We start from the raw sequence: 16,324 nt of genomic DNA, 5'->3' as shown, positions 1-16,324 counted from the left end.
CTGACGCCATGTATTTGCTGGGGGAACAGTCGGCCCACGCCGACGCATTGATCAATCGCTTGCAGAGTCTTCCCGGGCAGTGGCTACAGGATTTATCGCCATGCGCGACTGTTGTCGAACTGGAGGCCACGGATGATTTGTTTGCGCAGTTGCCGGACGATCAGCTGTTTTTGCTGAGCGAGGGCGTTGTGCATGGCTGCATCGCGGGCCGCCCTCTGTTCTATTGGCAGGAAGGTGATCTGCTCGGTCTGCAACGTGGCGAGCAATGGAGCGACTGTCGCGTATGCAGCGACAGCACTGTGCGCCTGCTGCCCTATGGTCGCGCAGAGGTTTTGCAGCATTTGTATGCCGACCCTGATCGAGCCGAGCAGCTTCTGAGCTATCTGCTCGGGCAAATGGCGCTGCTCGCCCACGCTGTGGCCGAGTTGAAACCCCGGGAGTTCCGCAGCACCAACGGCTTCAAACGGGTCGAGGCCGGCGCCGTGCTGATTCAACAGGGCGATGCAGCGGACCATGTTTTCGTGATTATCGATGGGCATGCTGAGGCATTTGTTGACGGGCACAAGGTCGGTGACGTGCCGAAGGACGAGATTTTCGGCGCCATGGCGTTGTTTACCGGCGAGCCGCGCAACGCTTCGGTGGTGACGTCCGAGCCGAGCACGGTGATGTTGATTCCTGGTGATCAGTTTTTGAGCATGACCCGCAGCAACCCGAAGATCGCCCATGGCCTGATTGAGGGTATGGCTCGACGCATCGGACAGTTGAATCGCCAGATCACGCAGTTGACGACGCAGCGCACCTAGCGCATAGCCCTTTATTCACAGGGCCTCACCACCACTCGCAAAACTAAATTACAGATTTGCAAAAACAGCGGTTGACGCGGTAATGAGAATCGCTATGATTATCACAACTGGTCGCGAGATCAGTCGATATTCTGAAAAGCCCTTGGTTCGGACTCTCAGATTATCTCCTCATCAGGCTAATCACGGTTATTTGACCCGGTTTTTTACCGGGTCTTTTTTTGCCTGCCGAAAAGTCATTTGGCGAATTGCTGACGCATCTGCTCGCAGTAATCCGGCTTCGGTGTGGCCGGCGTGTACCAGACGTAATCGGCCATCGCCGGCGTTACCGCAGCGCCCTGCTCGGCCAGCATCAATACGGTCGGCGCCCTGGTGGCGCCCAGATCGAGCAGATGCAGCGGCACGCCGACATCCTTGCGCGCATGCCAGGCACCGGCCAGCAGGATCGAAGGCGTCGCCGCCGCCAGCATGCGTTGGGCCATTCGCCGATCGCGCTGTTGCTGAATCGCCAGCATCGCCGGCATCTGTGATTCGGGCAGCAAGCCGCAGTGAGATTCACTGACTTGTCCAAGCAACGTGTTCTGCACGGACAACGCATTACTGCGAGGACCGTTCAGCGCAGGTGGATTTCGGTAAAACGCGCGGATTTCGCTGTCATCGAGATTGGCCGCCAGCAGCGGATATGGCTGTGTCAGAGCGAAGCGCACGATCGGCCCGTAAAGATTCCAGTCCCAGCCCTCCTGCCAGGCCAATGCCGCAGGCAAATCAGCCGCAACGGAATTCGACTGGCGCAACGCATCGACTTTCGCTTGTTGATCCGGCGTGAGCATTTCCAGCAGCAGACTGCCTTGCGCCCGGCGCTTGCCCAGCGACTGCAACAGCCATAATTGCGCAGCATGATGATCGGCATTGTCGTGCTGCTCACCGATGATCAAACGCTCAGGTTCAGCGAGACGCACCAGCAGTTGCTGCGCGGTGAGCATCTCGCCGCTGCGCAGATCGCGGATATCGCCGCCCACCGGTGGAGCCACCACGTGCTGACACCCCGCGAGCAACACCAGTGCCAACAACCACAATCCACGCATGCGACACCTCGATGATTGATCAGCGGGCGATGATCAGCGGATGCCCACGCTCCGGGTGCGGTTGCACCAAAACCTCCAGGCCGAACACCGCTCTGAGCGTATCCGGACGCAGAACCTGCTGCGGGGTATCCAGCGCAACCGGGCGCCCCTCCTCCAGCAACAGCACGCGATCACAATAGCGCGCCGCAAGATTCAGATCATGCAGGATCACCAGTACCGCCGCGCCGCGATCGGCGAACTCGCGCACCGCTTGCAAGGTGGTGTGCTGATGCAGCGGATCGAGCATCGATGTCGGTTCGTCGAGCAACAAGGTTTGCCCGGCCTGACCCGGCCAGAGTTGCGCCAGCACCCGCGCCAGATGCACGCGCTGACGCTCGCCACCTGACAACGCCAGATAGCTGCGCCCACTCAGGTGCCCGGCATCGGCGGCGGCCAGCGCTGCCGCGACGATTTCGTCATCACGTACGCGCCCGGTCTGGTACGGCAAACGGCCCATGCCGACGACCTCTTCCACGGCGAAGGCAAAATCCAGCGTCGACACCTGCGGCAATACCGCCAGTCGTTGTGCCCGCTGTGTTCCGCTCCAATAGCTCAATGCCTGACCATCGAGCGAAACGTTGCCGTCACTGGCGAGCAACTCCCCGCACAAGGCGCCAAGTAACGTGCTTTTCCCGGCGCCGTTCGGCCCCAGCACCCCAAGCACCTCGCCGGGTTCGAGCCCGAGCGTAACCCCACTGAGCACCGCTTTGCGGCCACGGCGGACATGCAGATCGTGCGCGGACAACATCAGGCACGCCCTCGCAGCAGCAGATAAAGGAAGAACGGCGCGCCGATAAACGCGGTGACAATGCCGATCGGCAACTCCGCCGGCGCCAGCGCCAGGCGCGCCACCAGATCGGCGAGCAATAACAGGCTTGCACCGGCCAGCACCGAGGCTGGCAATAGCACTTTGTGATCGGGGCCGGCCAGCAGGCGCACCAGATGCGGCACCACCAGCCCGACAAAACCGATCATGCCCGCAGCGGCCACCGCCGCGCCGACACCCAGCGCGGTGCAGAACACCAGTTCGCGCTTGAGCCGTTCGACATCGATGCCCAGATGACCGGCCTCGGATTCACCGAGCAACAAGGCATTCAATGCCTTGGCCCGACGCGGCAACCACAGCGCCACGCCGATGGTGATGATCAGCAGTGGCCACAGCCGCGCGTAACTGGCGCCGTTGAGGCTGCCCAGGTTCCAGAATGTCAGGGTGCGCAGCGTGGCGTCATCGGCCAGGTAAGTGAACAGACCGACCGCCGAACTGGCCAGCGCCGTCAGCGCGATACCGGCCAGCAACATGGTCGCCACGTGGGTCTGACCGTTGCGCCTGCCCAGCCGATAGACCAGCGCCGTCACCCCGAGCCCGCCAAGAAACGCGCACACCGACAACAGATACGGCCCGAACCACTCCGGCAGGCCGCCGAATAAAGAACCGCCGACAATCGCAATCGCCGCGCCGAGTGCCGCGCCACTGGACACCCCGACCAGTCCCGGGTCCGCCAGCGGATTACGAAACAGGCCCTGCATCGCCACGCCGGACAGCGCCAGCACGCCACCGACCGCCAAGCCGAGCAAGGTTCGCGGCAGGCGGATCTGGCCGAGAATCAGCTCGGCCTGCTCCAGACCTTCCGGCGCCAGCGGCACGCCGATCAGACGCAGCGCCGCGCGCAGGGTATCGAACAACGGCAGGCTCACCGGCCCCAATGCCAGCGATAGCCAGATCGCCAGCAAACACAGCAATGTCAGGCCGATGAACAAGCCACGGGGTTTGACCTGTGTGGTCATTGGCCGCCCTTGGCCGGGTAGAAACCGTCCGTCAGGGTTTGCAAAGCAGCCGGCAACCGTGGCCCGAGACCGCCCACCAGCAGCGTCGGGTCCAGCTCCATCACCCGCCCGCTCTTGGCCGCGCGGCTGGAATTGAGGATGGGGTTTTCCTTGAACAACGCGGCTTTTGCCGCCTCGCCGGTCAATGCTCGGTCAGCGAACACCAGCACTTCGGGATCGAGGCTGGCGAGGGATTCGACAGAAAACGGTTTGTAGCCGGTATGCGTCGCAAGGTTGTGCCCGCCAGCCTGTTGCAGCAACCAGTCGGCGGCAGTGTCCTTGCCGGCGATCAACGGCTTGCCGCCGGCGTGCCCGAGCAGCAGCAACACACCGGGGGCTTTCTGTGTGGTTTGCACTTGGGCAACTCGCACTGTCTGCGCCTGGAGCTGCTGTTGATAATTCTCCAGCAACTGCGCAGCCTTCTCTTGCGCACCGAGCAACTGGCCCAGATGAGTGACATTCTTTTCCAGCGTCGGCAGATCAGGCTGGGCTGAAAACAACTCGACCTTTACCTTGGCTGCTTTGACTTGCGCCAGAACCGGCGGCGGCCCCATTTCTTCGGTACCGATCAGAATGTCCGGGCGCAGGCTCAAGATGCCTTCGGCCGACAGGCTGCGCTGATAACCAATGCTCGGCAGCGTCTGCAACGATTCGGGATGCTGGCTGGTGGTATCGACCCCTACCAGCTTCGATTCGCCGCCCAGTGCGCTGACCCATTCCGACAGCGCACCGCCGGCGCTGACCCAGCGTTGCGGTAAATCCGCTGCGCTCGCCTGATGGCTGAGAAAAAGGCCGACGCACAGTACGGCAACGCGGGTTTTCAGGCGCATACGCAGCTTCCTTGAACAAGGTTTCCCGGGCATCGGCGCAGCGAGCCAAGTATCCTCGGCAACGGCCAGACTCCCTGTGGGAGAAGGTCGCCATTTGATAATTGTTTGCATTTGAACGTCAAGCGCGGACATATCCCGACACGAGCGGACATTAGAGGATAGCCATGAAGTTTCTCTGCGCCGGCAGCGATCTGGCCGAAGCTGGCAGTCGCGGTTTCGAAATCGAAGGCAAAAAGCTGTTTGCCGTACGTCGAGGTGGCCAAGTCTTTGTCTATTTCAATCGCTGCCCGCACCGGGGCGTCGGGCTGGAATGGCAGCCCGACCAGTTTCTCGATCCGAGCAACAGCCTGATCCAGTGCGCCACCCATGGCGCACTGTTTCTGATCGAGAACGGCGAATGCGTCGCCGGCCCCTGCGCCGGGCAGTCGCTCACGGCAATTGAATGCCGGGAGGATACACAAGGCGTGTGGATCGACGTTTAACCGTTGAGCCGCACGTCGAGTCGGCGATCGATGACCATCTCTTCATGGTCAAGGCGCACGCCATACGCCAACACCTCGACACCGCACGCGACCGCCTCACGCAGCGCCTCGGCGTAAGCCCAATCGATTTCCTCGGCCGGGCGCACGGCATCGATGCCGGTGAGGTTCACGCAGTACAACTGCACCGCCCGAATGCCGTCGCGCGCCAGATGCGCCAGCTCGCGCAGATGTTTGGCGCCGCGCTGGGTCACCGCATCGGGAAACGCCGCCACCGCCGTGCCGTCGAAGCCGAGGGTGACGCTTTTCACTTCGACATACGCCGGTCCGCTGGGGTATTCGAGGCGGAAGTCGATGCGGCTTTTTTCCTGTCCGTAGGCAACCTCACGCTTCAACGCGGTAAAGCCGTTCAACTCGGTAATCACGCCAGCCTGCAAGGCTTCCTCAACCAAGCCGTTGGCGCGCCCGGTGTTGACACAAAACAGCCGGCCCTGCGGTGTTTCGCCAATCTCCCAAGTGCCGGGCAACTTGCGTTTAGGGTCGTTGGAGCGGCTGAACCAGACCTGCCCGCCCTCGACCTGGCAATTGAGCATCGAGCCGGTGTTGGGGCAGTGAATGGTCAACAACTCGCCGCTAACGGTCTCGATATCGGCGAGAAACCGCTTGTAACGTCGAATCAGCCGCGCTTCTTCCAGAGCAGGATAAAAGCGCATCAGCCTTGCCAGCTCTTCAAGCCGCGCGCGATGCGCTCCACGGCTTCCTGCAAACGTGCGAGGTTTTGTGTGTAAGCGAAGCGCACGTGATGACCGGCCTGATAACGACCGAAATCCAGTCCCGGCGTAAAGGCGACGTGCTCGGTTTCGAGGAAATGCCGGCAGAACGCGAAGGCATCACCGCCGAAACGGCTGATATCGGCGTACAGATAAAACGCGCCTTCCGGCTCAACCGCGATGTTGAAACCCAGTTCACGCAGCGCCGGCAGGAGAAAATCGCGACGGCGCGCAAACTCGGCGCGGCGCTCTTCGAGAATCGCAATGGTGGCGGGCTCGAAACAGGCCAGCGCAGCGTATTGCGCCATGCTTGGCGCGCTGATGTAGAGGTTCTGCGCAAGCTTTTCCAATTCGCTGACCGCCGCGTCTGGCGCCACGAGCCAGCCCAGGCGCCAACCGGTCATACCGAAATACTTGGAGAAACTGTTGAGGACAAAAGCGCCGTCATCGACTTCCAGCACACTGGCAGCATCAGTGCCGTAGGTCAGGCCGTGGTAGATCTCATCCACCACCAAGTGCCCGTGCCGGGCCTTGATGGCTGTGGATAATCCGCCCAGTTCATCGCGGGTCAGCAGGGTTCCGGTCGGGTTGGCCGGCGAAGCGACGAGGGCGCCGACACTGTCGTGGTCCCAATGCCGCGCCACCAGATCCGGGGTCAGTTGGTAACGCACCTCCGGCCCGACCGGCACCAGTTGCGCCGCGCCTTCGACCAGCCGCAAGAAATGCCGGTTGCACGGGTAGCCCGGGTCGGCGAGCAGCCAGTGTTTACCCGGATCGACCAACAGGGCACTGGCCAGCAACAACGCGCCGGAGCCGCCCGGCGTGATCAGAATCCGCCGTGGGTCGATATTCAGGCCGTAACGCGATTGGTAGAAACCGGCGATCGCCTCGCGCAGTTCGGGAATGCCACGGGCGGCGGTGTAGCGGGTCTTGCCCGCCGTCAACGCAGCTTGTCCGGCGCGAATGATCGGCTCGGCGGTGGTGAAGTCCGGCTCACCGATTTCCAGATGGATCACGTCGTGGCCTTCGGCCTGCAATTCATTGGCCCGCGCCAGCAGCGCCATCACATGGAACGGTTCGATCGCACGACTGCGCGCACTGTAGGGGGCCATTGGAATGCCTTCGACGGAAAAAAGAGACGATTCTACCTGTCTGCCGGAACGAGCGAGAACCCGTGAAGGTCACAGCCTCAAGAACGCTGGACTGTAACGATCTGAACGTACGCTCCAGGATTGACTAAAATCAGTGATTGAACAGGTCTCCCTTCCCACAGACACGGCTTGTCAGACATCTGCAAGCGCCACCCGCCGGGGGCTCGACATCCGGGAGTAGCGCAGGCTGATTTGATCTGGTAAGTTCGCCCGCTTGCAGCCGCAGGGCCGGCAGGTGTCGGTGATGGAGCAATCCTGCGCAATGGATTACAAGAGTAGAGGCGGTCCATTTCATGCCCACCCAAGCAAAGCAACAGCAGCAAACGTCGATCAGCGGCTTCGAACCTTACGTTCAGAAGGCGGGTGAAGAGTACATGGGCGCTCCGATGCGCGCGCACTTCACCAAGATCCTGAACAAGTGGAAACTGGACTTGATGCAGGAAGTCGACCGTACGGTTGATCACATGAAAGACGAAGCTGCCAACTTCCCTGACCCGGCCGACCGTGCCAGCCAGGAAGAAGAGTTCTCCCTCGAACTGCGCGCCCGCGACCGCGAGCGTAAGCTGATCAAAAAAATCGACAAGACCCTGCAGTTGATCGAAGACGAAGAGTACGGCTGGTGCGAGTCCTGCGGCATCGAGATTGGCGTCAAGCGCCTCGAAGCCCGTCCGACCGCGGATCTGTGCATCGACTGCAAGACCCTGGCGGAAATCAAGGAAAAGCAGGTCGGCAAGTAATCTCGGCCTGAACGAAAAACGGAGCGTGTAAACGCTCCGTTTTTGTTTCTGTGTTTTGCCCGCGGAACCTGCGTCTGCCTCTGTGGGAGCGAGCCTGCTCGCGAAAGCGTCCTCTCAGATAACTCTTTCATGACTGACACAGCTTTCGCGAGCAGGCTCGCTCCCACAGAGGTAACCTGCTCAAATTCTGAATAGCCTTTATCGCCTCCATGACTGCCAAATCCCCCGCCTACATCGGCCGCTTCGCCCCTACCCCCAGTGGCCACCTGCACTTCGGTTCGCTGGTCGCTGCGTTGGCGTCTTACCTCGACGCCCGCTCCGTCGGTGGGCGCTGGCTGGTGCGCATGGAAGATCTCGATCCGCCGCGCGAAGAGCCCGGTGCGCAAGCGGCGATTCTCAAGGCGCTGGAAAGTTACGGCTTCGAATGGGACGGCGAAATGGTCCGCCAGAGCGATCGGCGCGCGGCTTATGCCGAAGTGCTCGACAGCCTGTTCAACCACGGTCTGGCCTACGCCTGCACCTGCTCGCGCAAACAACTGGAGCCCTATCACGGGATTTATCCGGGGTTTTGCCGCAATGCCGGCCATGATCAGCACGACGCCGCGATCCGCCTGCGCGTGCCTGAGCTGGAATACCACTTCATCGATCGCGTGCAGGGCGAATACCGTCAGCACCTGGGCCGCGACGTCGGCGACTTCGTCATTCGTCGGCGCGATGGTCTCTACGCTTATCAATTGGCGGTGGTGCTCGACGACGCTTGGCAAGGCATTACCGATATTGTGCGCGGCGCCGATCTGCTCGATTCGACGCCGCGTCAGCTGTACCTGCAAGAACTGCTCGGCCTGAAACAGCCGCGCTATCTGCACCTGCCACTAATCACCCAGCCGGACGGCAACAAACTCGGCAAGTCCTATCGTTCGCCGCCGCTTGAGGCTGATCAGGCCACGCCGTTGCTACTGCGGGCCTTGCGCGCGCTGGGGCAGCATCCCGGCACCGAACTGGCTCACGCTTCGCCGCGCGAACTGCTGGCCTGGGGCAGCGCACATTGGGATGCTGCCAAGATCCCGCGCACACTGACCCTGCCCGAAGCGCAACTGCAATGACGACACTTGCAGTCGCGCGCCCATCCGTTACCATCGCCGCACGTTTTCGGGCACGCGCATAAAAAAGAGAGGCCGGGATGTACATCTATCGCTTGGTCCTGCTTTTGGTCGTCGGGATCTACCTGTTCTCCCCCGCCATCATGGATTGGTGGATCGACGCGACGGGCGCCTGGTATCGCCCTTATCTGCTCTGGCTGATCCTGATTGTCGTGACCTTCATCCTGCAGAGCCAAAAAGATGCCGATGAGCTTTAGCCTGACCCAGATGATCCTGATCAGCGCCGCGTACCTGGCGGCGCTGTTCGGCGTTGCCTGGGTCAGCGAACGGGGCATGATCCCGCGCGCGATCATTCGCCACCCGTTGACCTACACCCTGTCGCTGGGGGTTTACGCCAGTGCCTGGGCGTTCTACGGCACGGTGGGCCTGGCCTATCAGTACGGTTACGGCTTTCTGTCCAGTTATCTCGGCGTGTCCGGTGCATTCCTGCTGGCGCCGGTGCTGCTTTATCCGATCCTGAAGATCACCCGCACCTATCAACTGTCGTCGCTGGCCGACCTGTTTGCCTTCCGCTTTCGCAGCACCTGGGCCGGCGCGCTGACCACGATTTTCATGCTGATTGGCGTCTTGCCATTGCTTGCCCTGCAGATTCAGGCAGTGGCCGACTCGATCGGCATCCTCACCGGCGAACGCGTGCAGAGCCGCGTGGCGCTGGCGTTCTGTGCGCTGATCATTCTGTTCACAATCTTCTTCGGTTCCCGGCACATCGCCACGCGCGAGAAACACGAAGGGCTGGTGTTCGCGATTGCCTTCGAATCGATCATCAAACTGATCGCTCTCGGCGGCGTTGGCCTGTACGCGCTGTATGGTGTGTTCGACGGCCCGCAACAGCTCGAACTGTGGCTGCTGCAAAACCAGACCGCCCTCGCCGCCCTGCACACGCCGTTGCAGGAAGGCCCGTGGCGCACACTGTTGCTGGTGTTCTTCGCCTCGGCGATCGTGATGCCGCACATGTATCACATGACCTTTACGGAAAACCTCAACCCGCGCTCGCTGGTCAGCGCCAGTTGGGGCCTGCCGTTGTTTCTGCTGTTGATGAGTCTTGCCGTACCGCTGATTCTCTGGGCCGGACTGAAACTCGGCGCCACCACCGACCCGGAATATTTCACCCTCGGCATCGGCATTGCCGCCAACAGCAAACCGCTGGCCTTGCTCGCCTACGTCGGTGGCCTGTCCGCCGCCAGTGGCCTGATCATCGTCACCACCCTGGCCTTGTCGGGCATGGCGCTGAACCATCTGGTGCTGCCGCTCTATCAGCCGCCGGCTGAAGGCAACATCTACCGCTGGCTGAAATGGACCCGTCGGGCGCTGATCGTGGCGATCATCATGGCCGGTTTCGGTTTCTACCTGATGCTCGGCGTCGAGCAGGATCTGGCCAACCTCGGCATCGTCGCGTTCGTTGCGACCCTGCAATTTCTGCCCGGGGTGTTGTCGGTGTTGTACTGGCCGACCGCCAACCGCCGCGGTTTCATTGCCGGGCTGCTGGCGGGGATCACGGTCTGGGTGGTGACCATGCTGCTGCCGCTGGTCGGCAATCTGCAGGGTTTCTATATCCCGCTGCTGAACATGATCTACGTGCTCGACGACACCAGTTGGCACATGGCGGCCATCGCCTCGCTGGCCGCCAACGTCCTGATGTTCACTTTGATCTCGCTGTTCACCAACGCCAGCCCGGAAGAAGCCAGCGCCGCCGAAGCCTGTGCGGTGGATAACGTGCGCCGCCCGCAACGCCGCGAACTGCACGCCGCCTCGCCGCAGGAGTTCGCCACGCAACTGGCCAAGCCGCTGGGTGCCAAGGCTGCGCAGAAAGAAGTCGAGCAAGCGCTGCGCGACTTGTATCTGCCCTTCGATGAACGCCGGCCGTATGCCTTGCGCCGGTTGCGCGACCGCATCGAGGCCAACCTGTCCGGCCTGATGGGTCCGAGCGTTGCGCAGGATATGGTGGAAACCTTCCTGCCCTACAAGGCTGGCGGCGAAAACTACGTCACCGAAGACATTCACTTCATTGAAAGCCGTCTCGAGGATTACCACTCGCGCCTCACCGGCCTGGCCGCCGAGCTCGACGCCCTGCGCCGCTACCACCGCCAGACCTTGCAGGAACTGCCGATGGGCGTCTGCTCGCTGGCCAAGGATCAGGAGATCCTGATGTGGAACAAGGCCATGGAAGAGCTGACCGGCATCGCCGCGCAGCGAGTGGTCGGTTCGCGCTTGAGCACCATCGCCAACCCGTGGAAAGAATTGCTGCAAGGCTTCATCAACCTGCCCGACGAGCATTTGCACAAACAGCATCTGGCGCTCGATGGTCAGACCCGCTGGCTGAATCTGCACAAAGCGGCAATCGACGAGCCGTTGGCACCGGGTAACAGTGGCCTGGTGTTACTGGTCGAGGATTTGACCGAAACGCAGATGCTCGAAGATAAACTGGTGCATTCCGAACGGCTGGCCAGCATCGGTCGACTCGCAGCGGGGGTGGCCCACGAAATCGGCAACCCGATCACCGGCATCGCCTGCCTGGCGCAGAACCTGCGCGAAGAGCGCGAAGACGACGGCGAGCTGACGGAAATCAGCGGGCAGATTCTCGAGCAGACCAAACGCGTCTCGCGCATCGTCCAGTCGCTGATGAGCTTCGCCCATGCCGGCAGTCATCAGCACAACGACGAACCGGTGTGTCTGGCCGAAGTCGCGCAGGATGCCATCGGCCTGCTGGCGCTGAACCGGCGCAATTTCGAAGTGCAGTTCTACAACCTGTGCGATCCCGATCATTGGGTCGAAGGCGACCCGCAACGGCTCGCCCAGGTGCTGATCAATCTGCTCTCCAACGCCCGCGACGCCTCGCCGCCGCACAGTGCGGTACGGGTCAAGAGCGAAGCCGGCGAACACACGGTCGATCTGATCGTCGAAGACGAAGGCAGCGGTATTCCGTCGAGCATCATGGACCGATTGTTCGAACCTTTCTTCACCACCAAGGATCCGGGTGAAGGCACCGGTCTGGGCCTTGCACTGGTCTATTCCATCGTTGAAGAGCATTATGGACAAATCACCATCGACAGCCCGGCTGATGTACAAAGCCAACGCGGCACCCGTATCCGGGTGACCTTACCGCGTCATGTCGAAGCGACGTCCGCTGTGAACTGAGACCGTCGAGAGTATCGAATCAATGCCGCACATTTTGATCGTCGAAGACGAAACCATTATCCGCTCCGCCTTGCGCCGCCTGCTGGAACGCAACCAGTACCAGGTCAGCGAAGCCGGATCAGTGCAGGAAGCACAAGAACGCTTCACCATTCCTACGTTCGATCTGATCGTCAGCGACCTGCGCCTGCCGGGCGCTCCGGGCACCGAGCTGATCAAGCTCGGGCAAGGCACACCGGTGCTGATCATGACCAGTTACGCCAGCCTGCGCTCGGCGGTCGACTCGATGAAAATGGGCGCGGTCGATTACATCGCCAAGCCGTTCGACCACGATGAAATGCTCCAGGCGGTTGCGCGGATCCTGCGTGATCGTCAGTCGGCGCCAGCTGCCGGCGAAACCACGGCGAGCAAGCCTGCCGCCGGCAATGGCAAAGCCGCTGTGGATAACAGCAATGGCGAAATCGGCATCATCGGCTCCTGCCCGCCGATGCAGGACCTGTACAGCAAGATCCGCAAAGTCGCGCCAACCGATTCCAACGTATTGATTCAGGGTGAGTCCGGCACCGGTAAAGAACTGGTGGCCCGCGCCCTGCACAATCTGTCGAAACGCGCCAAGGCGCCGATGATTTCGGTGAACTGCGCGGCGATTCCGGAAAGCCTCATCGAGTCCGAACTGTTCGGCCACGAGAAAGGCGCGTTCACCGGGGCCAGCGCCGGTCGCGCCGGTCTGGTCGAAGCGGCGGACGGCGGCACCCTGTTTCTCGATGAGATCGGCGAACTGCCCCTCGAAGCCCAGGCTCGCTTGCTGCGGGTTCTGCAGGAGGGCGAGATCCGCCGCGTAGGTTCGGTACAGTCGCAGAAAGTCGATGTGCGCCTGATCGCTGCAACGCACCGCGATCTGAAGAGCCTGGCGAAAATCGGCCAGTTCCGTGAAGACCTTTATTACCGTCTGCACGTGATTGCCCTGAAGCTGCCGCCGCTGCGCGAGCGTGGCGCCGACGTCAACGAAATCGCCAATGCCTTCCTCGCTCGCCAGAGCGCGCGGATCAATCGCACCGACCTGAAATTCGCTGCCGACGCTGAACAGGCGATCCGGCACTATTCGTGGCCCGGTAACGTGCGTGAGCTGGAAAACGCGGTTGAGCGCGCGGTGATTCTCAGCGAAAGCCCGGAGATTTCGGCCGACCTGCTGGGCATCGACATCGAGCTGAGCGATCTGGAAGACGACGAGTTCATCGGTCTGCCGCCGCAAACCGGCGGTAACGCCAGCAACAGCAGCCATGAGCCGACCGAGGATCTGTCGCTGGAAGACTATTTCCAGCACTTCGTCCTCGAGCATCAGGACCACATGACCGAGACCGAACTGGCACGCAAACTGGGCGTCAGCCGCAAATGCCTGTGGGAACGCCGCCAGCGTCTGGGCATTCCACGGCGCAAGACCGGGGTCGCCAGCGAAAGCTGAGCGTTACCCACCGCGTGCGCGGGTAACGCATGACAATGTGAAAAAACTGTTACCGCAGTCGATTCACGTAACAGAAGCCGGGGTTATCGGTAACGAAACCCCGGCTTTTTTTCGCCCCTGCAAAACGGTTATATCGACCTAACCCCTTGTTTTACTGGGCTTGGCAAAAGTTGGCACGCACCCTGCTATATGTTTGGTACAAGAACAATAACAAGCAATGCACAAGACAATAAAAATAAGACGAATCGACTCACGCACAATAAAAACAAGACGGCGAGAGGCGCAGCTAACTGATTCTTTTGGAGAGGCGTTGTATTTGGGGCTTGCCCCACGACCAGGCCGAGAACAACAAAAACTGTCCCAAGACAGAGCCTGTACTGGTTGGATCGACAGATCACTGCAATTCAGCGACCAAAGCAATCCGTTTGCTCTTGGCTCCCGATTGGGAGGGTCACGAAGGAAACACTTCGTGGCGAGGGCACTCAACAAAAACAAGAAGCCCGAATCAATAATAAAAAGAGCACGCAACTACTTCTTGGGGAGCTTCGGCTCCCCTTGTAGTTTCTCCCCTCCGTGAAATTCCCCCGTTTTCCTCGCTGGACCCTTGTAGCTTGGGGCTTGCAGCTCATATCTGCCGCGTCCTACACCATCCCCCGACTAAATGCTAGAATCTGCGCCCATCATGCGGTCATTCTTTTGGTATGGCCGAACATTCCTTCAAACAGTGCATCCCATGCTGAAGAAGCTGTTCCAGTCATTCCGAACTCCCGTGCGTCGTACGCAACACATCCGCAGCACCCCTGAAGTGCTCAACAGCGGCCAACATTCGCTGCAGAAAACGCAGTTCAGCCGCTATGCGGTGAATATCGTCGAACGCCTGCAAGGTGCCGGTTACCAGGCTTATCTGGTCGGTGGTTGCGTGCGTGACATGCTGTTGGGCATCACGCCCAAGGATTTCGACGTCGCCACCAGCGCCACCCCCGAGCAGGTCCGTGCCGAATTCCGCAATGCGCGGATCATCGGTCGCCGGTTCAAACTGGTGCACATCCATTTCGGTCGCGAAATCATTGAAGTCGCGACCTTCCGCGCCAATCACCCGGTCAACGAAGACGAGGAAGACAGCAACCAGTCTTCGCGCAACGAGAGCGGGCGGATTCTGCGCGACAACGTCTACGGCACCCTGGAAGAAGACGCGCAACGCCGCGACTTCACCATCAATGCTCTGTATTACGATCCGGTCAGCGAGCGCATTCTCGATTACGCCAATGGCGTGCACGACATTCGCAATCACCTGATCCGTCTGATCGGCGACCCGAAGCAGCGTTACCAGGAAGACCCGGTGCGCATGCTGCGGGCCGTGCGTTTCGCCGCCAAGCTCAACTTCGGCATCGAGAAGCACACCGTGCAGCCGATCCGTGAGCTGGCGCCGATGCTGCGCGAGATTCCGTCGGCGCGGCTGTTCGAAGAAGTGCTCAAGCTGTTCCTCTCCGGGCACGGCGCGATCACCTTTGAAATGTTGGTTGATCTGCAACTGTTCGCCCCGCTGTTCCCGGCCAGTGCCGAGGCGCTGGAATACAACCCGGAATACACCCACACGCTGATCAGCGAAGCGCTGACCAACACCGATCTGCGCATCAAGCAGAACAAACCGGTGACCCCGGCGTTCCTGTTTGCCGCCCTGCTCTGGCCGGCACTGCCGGCCCGCGTGTTGCGTCTGCAGGAACGTGGCATGCCGCCGATTCCGGCGATGCAGGAAGCCGCTCACGAGCTGATTGCCGAACAGTGCCAGCGCATCGCGATTCCGAAGCGCTTCACCATGCCGATCCGCGAAATCTGGGACATGCAGGAACGCCTGCCACGGCGCAGTGGCAAACGCGCCGATCTGTTGCTGGACAACCCGCGCTTCCGCGCCGGCTACGATTTCCTCTTGCTGCGCGAAAGCGCCGGCGAGGAGACCGATGGCCTCGGCGAATGGTGGACCGATTATCAGGACGCCAACGACAGCGAGCGTCGCGACATGATCCGCGACCTCAGCGGCAAGGGTGACGATGCCAGCGGCGCGCCACGCAAACGTCGCCGCAGCGGCGGTTCCAAGCGCAAGCGCGCCGGCGCTTCGAGCGCGACGGGCGAGTAAGCGATGGAACGCATCTACATTGGTCTGGGCAGCAACCTCGCTGACCCGGCCGACCAGTTGCGCAGCGCCATCGCGGCGCTGGGGCAATTGCCGCAGACGAGTCTTGCCGGCGTTTCAGCCTTTTATCAAAGCGATTCACTGTTGCCGGGCCAGCCGCGCTACACCAACGCTGTCGCCGCCCTCGACAGCTCGCTCGCACCGATCGAGTTGCTCGACGCCTTGCAGGCGATCGAAAACGCTCAGGGCCGCGAACGTCTGGAACGCTGGGGGCCACGCACCCTGGATCTGGATATTCTGCTGTTCGGCGATCGCCTGATCGACGAGCCACGGCTGAAAGTCCCGCATTACCAGATTCAGGAGCGGGCGTTCGTTCTCTATCCCCTCGCTGAACTGGCACCGCAGGATCTGCGTCTCGCCGATGGCCGCACGCTGACAGACCTGCTGGCCGCCTGCCCGTTCGTCGGCCTCGAACGCATCTCCCAGCCCTGACAAAAATCTTCTGTGAAATGTGGTTATGTGGCGAGGGGACTTATCCCCGCTGGACTGCGAAGCAGGCCAAAATCTGACCAAGCCGTATACAAACATGGGGCCGCTCCGCGACCCAACGGGGATAAATCCCCTCGCCACAGGTCACCTGCCAATCTCCAGTTTTTGTCAGACAAAAATCCCCCCAATCAGGCCCGCCGCGCCGCTGAATCGCATCAGTAACGCCGGTAACACC

15 protein-coding genes are annotated in these 16,324 nt (G+C 61.2%); 9 read left to right on the top strand and 6 right to left on the bottom strand.

Features of this window, described 5'->3' with window-relative positions:
- Positions 1-8 precede the first annotated feature (8 nt).
- The gene (locus tag AB4N48_RS02075) at positions 9-803 is read left to right on the top strand and encodes a Crp/Fnr family transcriptional regulator (protein WP_252882689.1); all 795 of its coding nucleotides are present in this window, start codon (positions 9-11) and stop codon (positions 801-803) included.
- Positions 804-1,036: 233 nt separating this feature from the next.
- Here the strand turns inward: AB4N48_RS02075 and AB4N48_RS02070 are convergent, their stop codons facing one another.
- Genes AB4N48_RS02070 through AB4N48_RS02055 form a run of 4 tightly spaced genes read right to left on the bottom strand, consistent with a single transcriptional unit; the run spans position 1,037 to position 4,578 of the window.
- Positions 1,037-1,885, bottom strand: coding sequence for a ChaN family lipoprotein (locus AB4N48_RS02070; RefSeq protein WP_256810967.1), 849 nt, complete (start codon positions 1,883-1,885; stop codon positions 1,037-1,039).
- A gap of 19 nt (positions 1,886-1,904) precedes the next feature.
- Positions 1,905-2,672, bottom strand: a complete 768-nt coding sequence (locus AB4N48_RS02065) for a heme ABC transporter ATP-binding protein (RefSeq protein WP_095181819.1) — start codon at positions 2,670-2,672, stop codon at positions 1,905-1,907.
- Positions 2,672-3,655 carry a FecCD family ABC transporter permease gene (locus AB4N48_RS02060; RefSeq protein WP_406229215.1) on the bottom strand — a complete coding sequence of 328 codons (984 nt, stop codon included), beginning with the start codon at positions 3,653-3,655 and terminating at the stop codon, positions 2,672-2,674. The genes AB4N48_RS02065 and AB4N48_RS02060 overlap by 1 nt, the downstream gene beginning before the upstream one ends.
- Positions 3,656-3,705: 50 nt before the next feature.
- A complete protein-coding gene (locus AB4N48_RS02055; protein WP_460094722.1) occupies positions 3,706-4,578 on the bottom strand; it encodes a heme/hemin ABC transporter substrate-binding protein in 873 nt (290 codons plus the stop codon).
- Between the two features lie 164 nt (positions 4,579-4,742).
- Between AB4N48_RS02055 and AB4N48_RS02050 the strand changes: the two genes are divergently transcribed.
- Entirely contained in the window at positions 4,743-5,060 is a 318-nt protein-coding gene (locus tag AB4N48_RS02050; protein WP_122506697.1) for a Rieske (2Fe-2S) protein, read from the top strand.
- On the opposite strand, the gene sfsA is transcribed toward AB4N48_RS02050, so the two are convergent.
- Together sfsA and AB4N48_RS02040 are read right to left on the bottom strand one after the other, a co-directional pair.
- Complete coding sequence (gene sfsA, locus AB4N48_RS02045) at positions 5,057-5,770, bottom strand: DNA/RNA nuclease SfsA (protein ID WP_024014329.1); 714 nt, start codon at positions 5,768-5,770, stop codon at positions 5,057-5,059. The genes AB4N48_RS02050 and sfsA overlap by 4 nt on opposite strands.
- Entirely contained in the window at positions 5,770-6,939 is a 1,170-nt protein-coding gene (locus AB4N48_RS02040) for a pyridoxal phosphate-dependent aminotransferase (protein ID WP_056790414.1), read from the bottom strand. Before AB4N48_RS02040 ends, sfsA begins: the two co-directional genes overlap by 1 nt.
- Before the next feature lie 332 nt (positions 6,940-7,271).
- Between AB4N48_RS02040 and dksA the strand changes: the two genes are divergently transcribed.
- From dksA to folK, 7 genes are all read left to right on the top strand, one after another.
- On the top strand, positions 7,272-7,715 hold the full coding sequence (dksA, locus tag AB4N48_RS02035; protein WP_041477831.1) for an RNA polymerase-binding protein DksA: 444 nt from the start codon (positions 7,272-7,274) through the stop codon (positions 7,713-7,715).
- 209 nt (positions 7,716-7,924) lie between these two features.
- Positions 7,925-8,818, top strand: coding sequence for a tRNA glutamyl-Q(34) synthetase GluQRS (gene gluQRS / locus AB4N48_RS02030; RefSeq protein ID WP_150638523.1), 894 nt, complete (start codon positions 7,925-7,927; stop codon positions 8,816-8,818).
- Between the two features lie 77 nt (positions 8,819-8,895).
- Positions 8,896-9,072, top strand: coding sequence for a hypothetical protein (locus AB4N48_RS02025; RefSeq protein ID WP_003176118.1), 177 nt, complete (start codon positions 8,896-8,898; stop codon positions 9,070-9,072).
- Positions 9,056-12,010, top strand: coding sequence for a sensor histidine kinase (locus tag AB4N48_RS02020; protein WP_024014332.1), 2,955 nt, complete (start codon positions 9,056-9,058; stop codon positions 12,008-12,010). The genes AB4N48_RS02025 and AB4N48_RS02020 overlap by 17 nt, the downstream gene beginning before the upstream one ends.
- Before the next feature lie 22 nt (positions 12,011-12,032).
- Positions 12,033-13,469 (top strand): sigma-54-dependent transcriptional regulator, encoded by a 1,437-nt coding sequence (locus tag AB4N48_RS02015; RefSeq protein ID WP_041477828.1) that lies wholly within the window; start codon positions 12,033-12,035, stop codon positions 13,467-13,469.
- A 733-nt stretch (positions 13,470-14,202) separates the two neighbouring features.
- Positions 14,203-15,603 carry a polynucleotide adenylyltransferase PcnB gene (locus tag AB4N48_RS02010; protein WP_039761624.1) on the top strand — a complete coding sequence of 467 codons (1,401 nt, stop codon included), beginning with the start codon at positions 14,203-14,205 and terminating at the stop codon, positions 15,601-15,603.
- Positions 15,604-15,606: 3 nt separating this feature from the next.
- The gene (folK, locus tag AB4N48_RS02005; protein ID WP_310220213.1) at positions 15,607-16,092 is read left to right on the top strand and encodes a 2-amino-4-hydroxy-6-hydroxymethyldihydropteridine diphosphokinase; all 486 of its coding nucleotides are present in this window, start codon (positions 15,607-15,609) and stop codon (positions 16,090-16,092) included.
- The last annotated feature ends 232 nt before the right edge of the window (positions 16,093-16,324 follow it).

This window comes from Pseudomonas sp. S2_C11 (genome assembly GCF_054668395.1).
The sequence above is the reverse complement of the archived record's forward strand: the minus strand, read 5'-3'. Positions and strand labels throughout refer to the sequence as shown.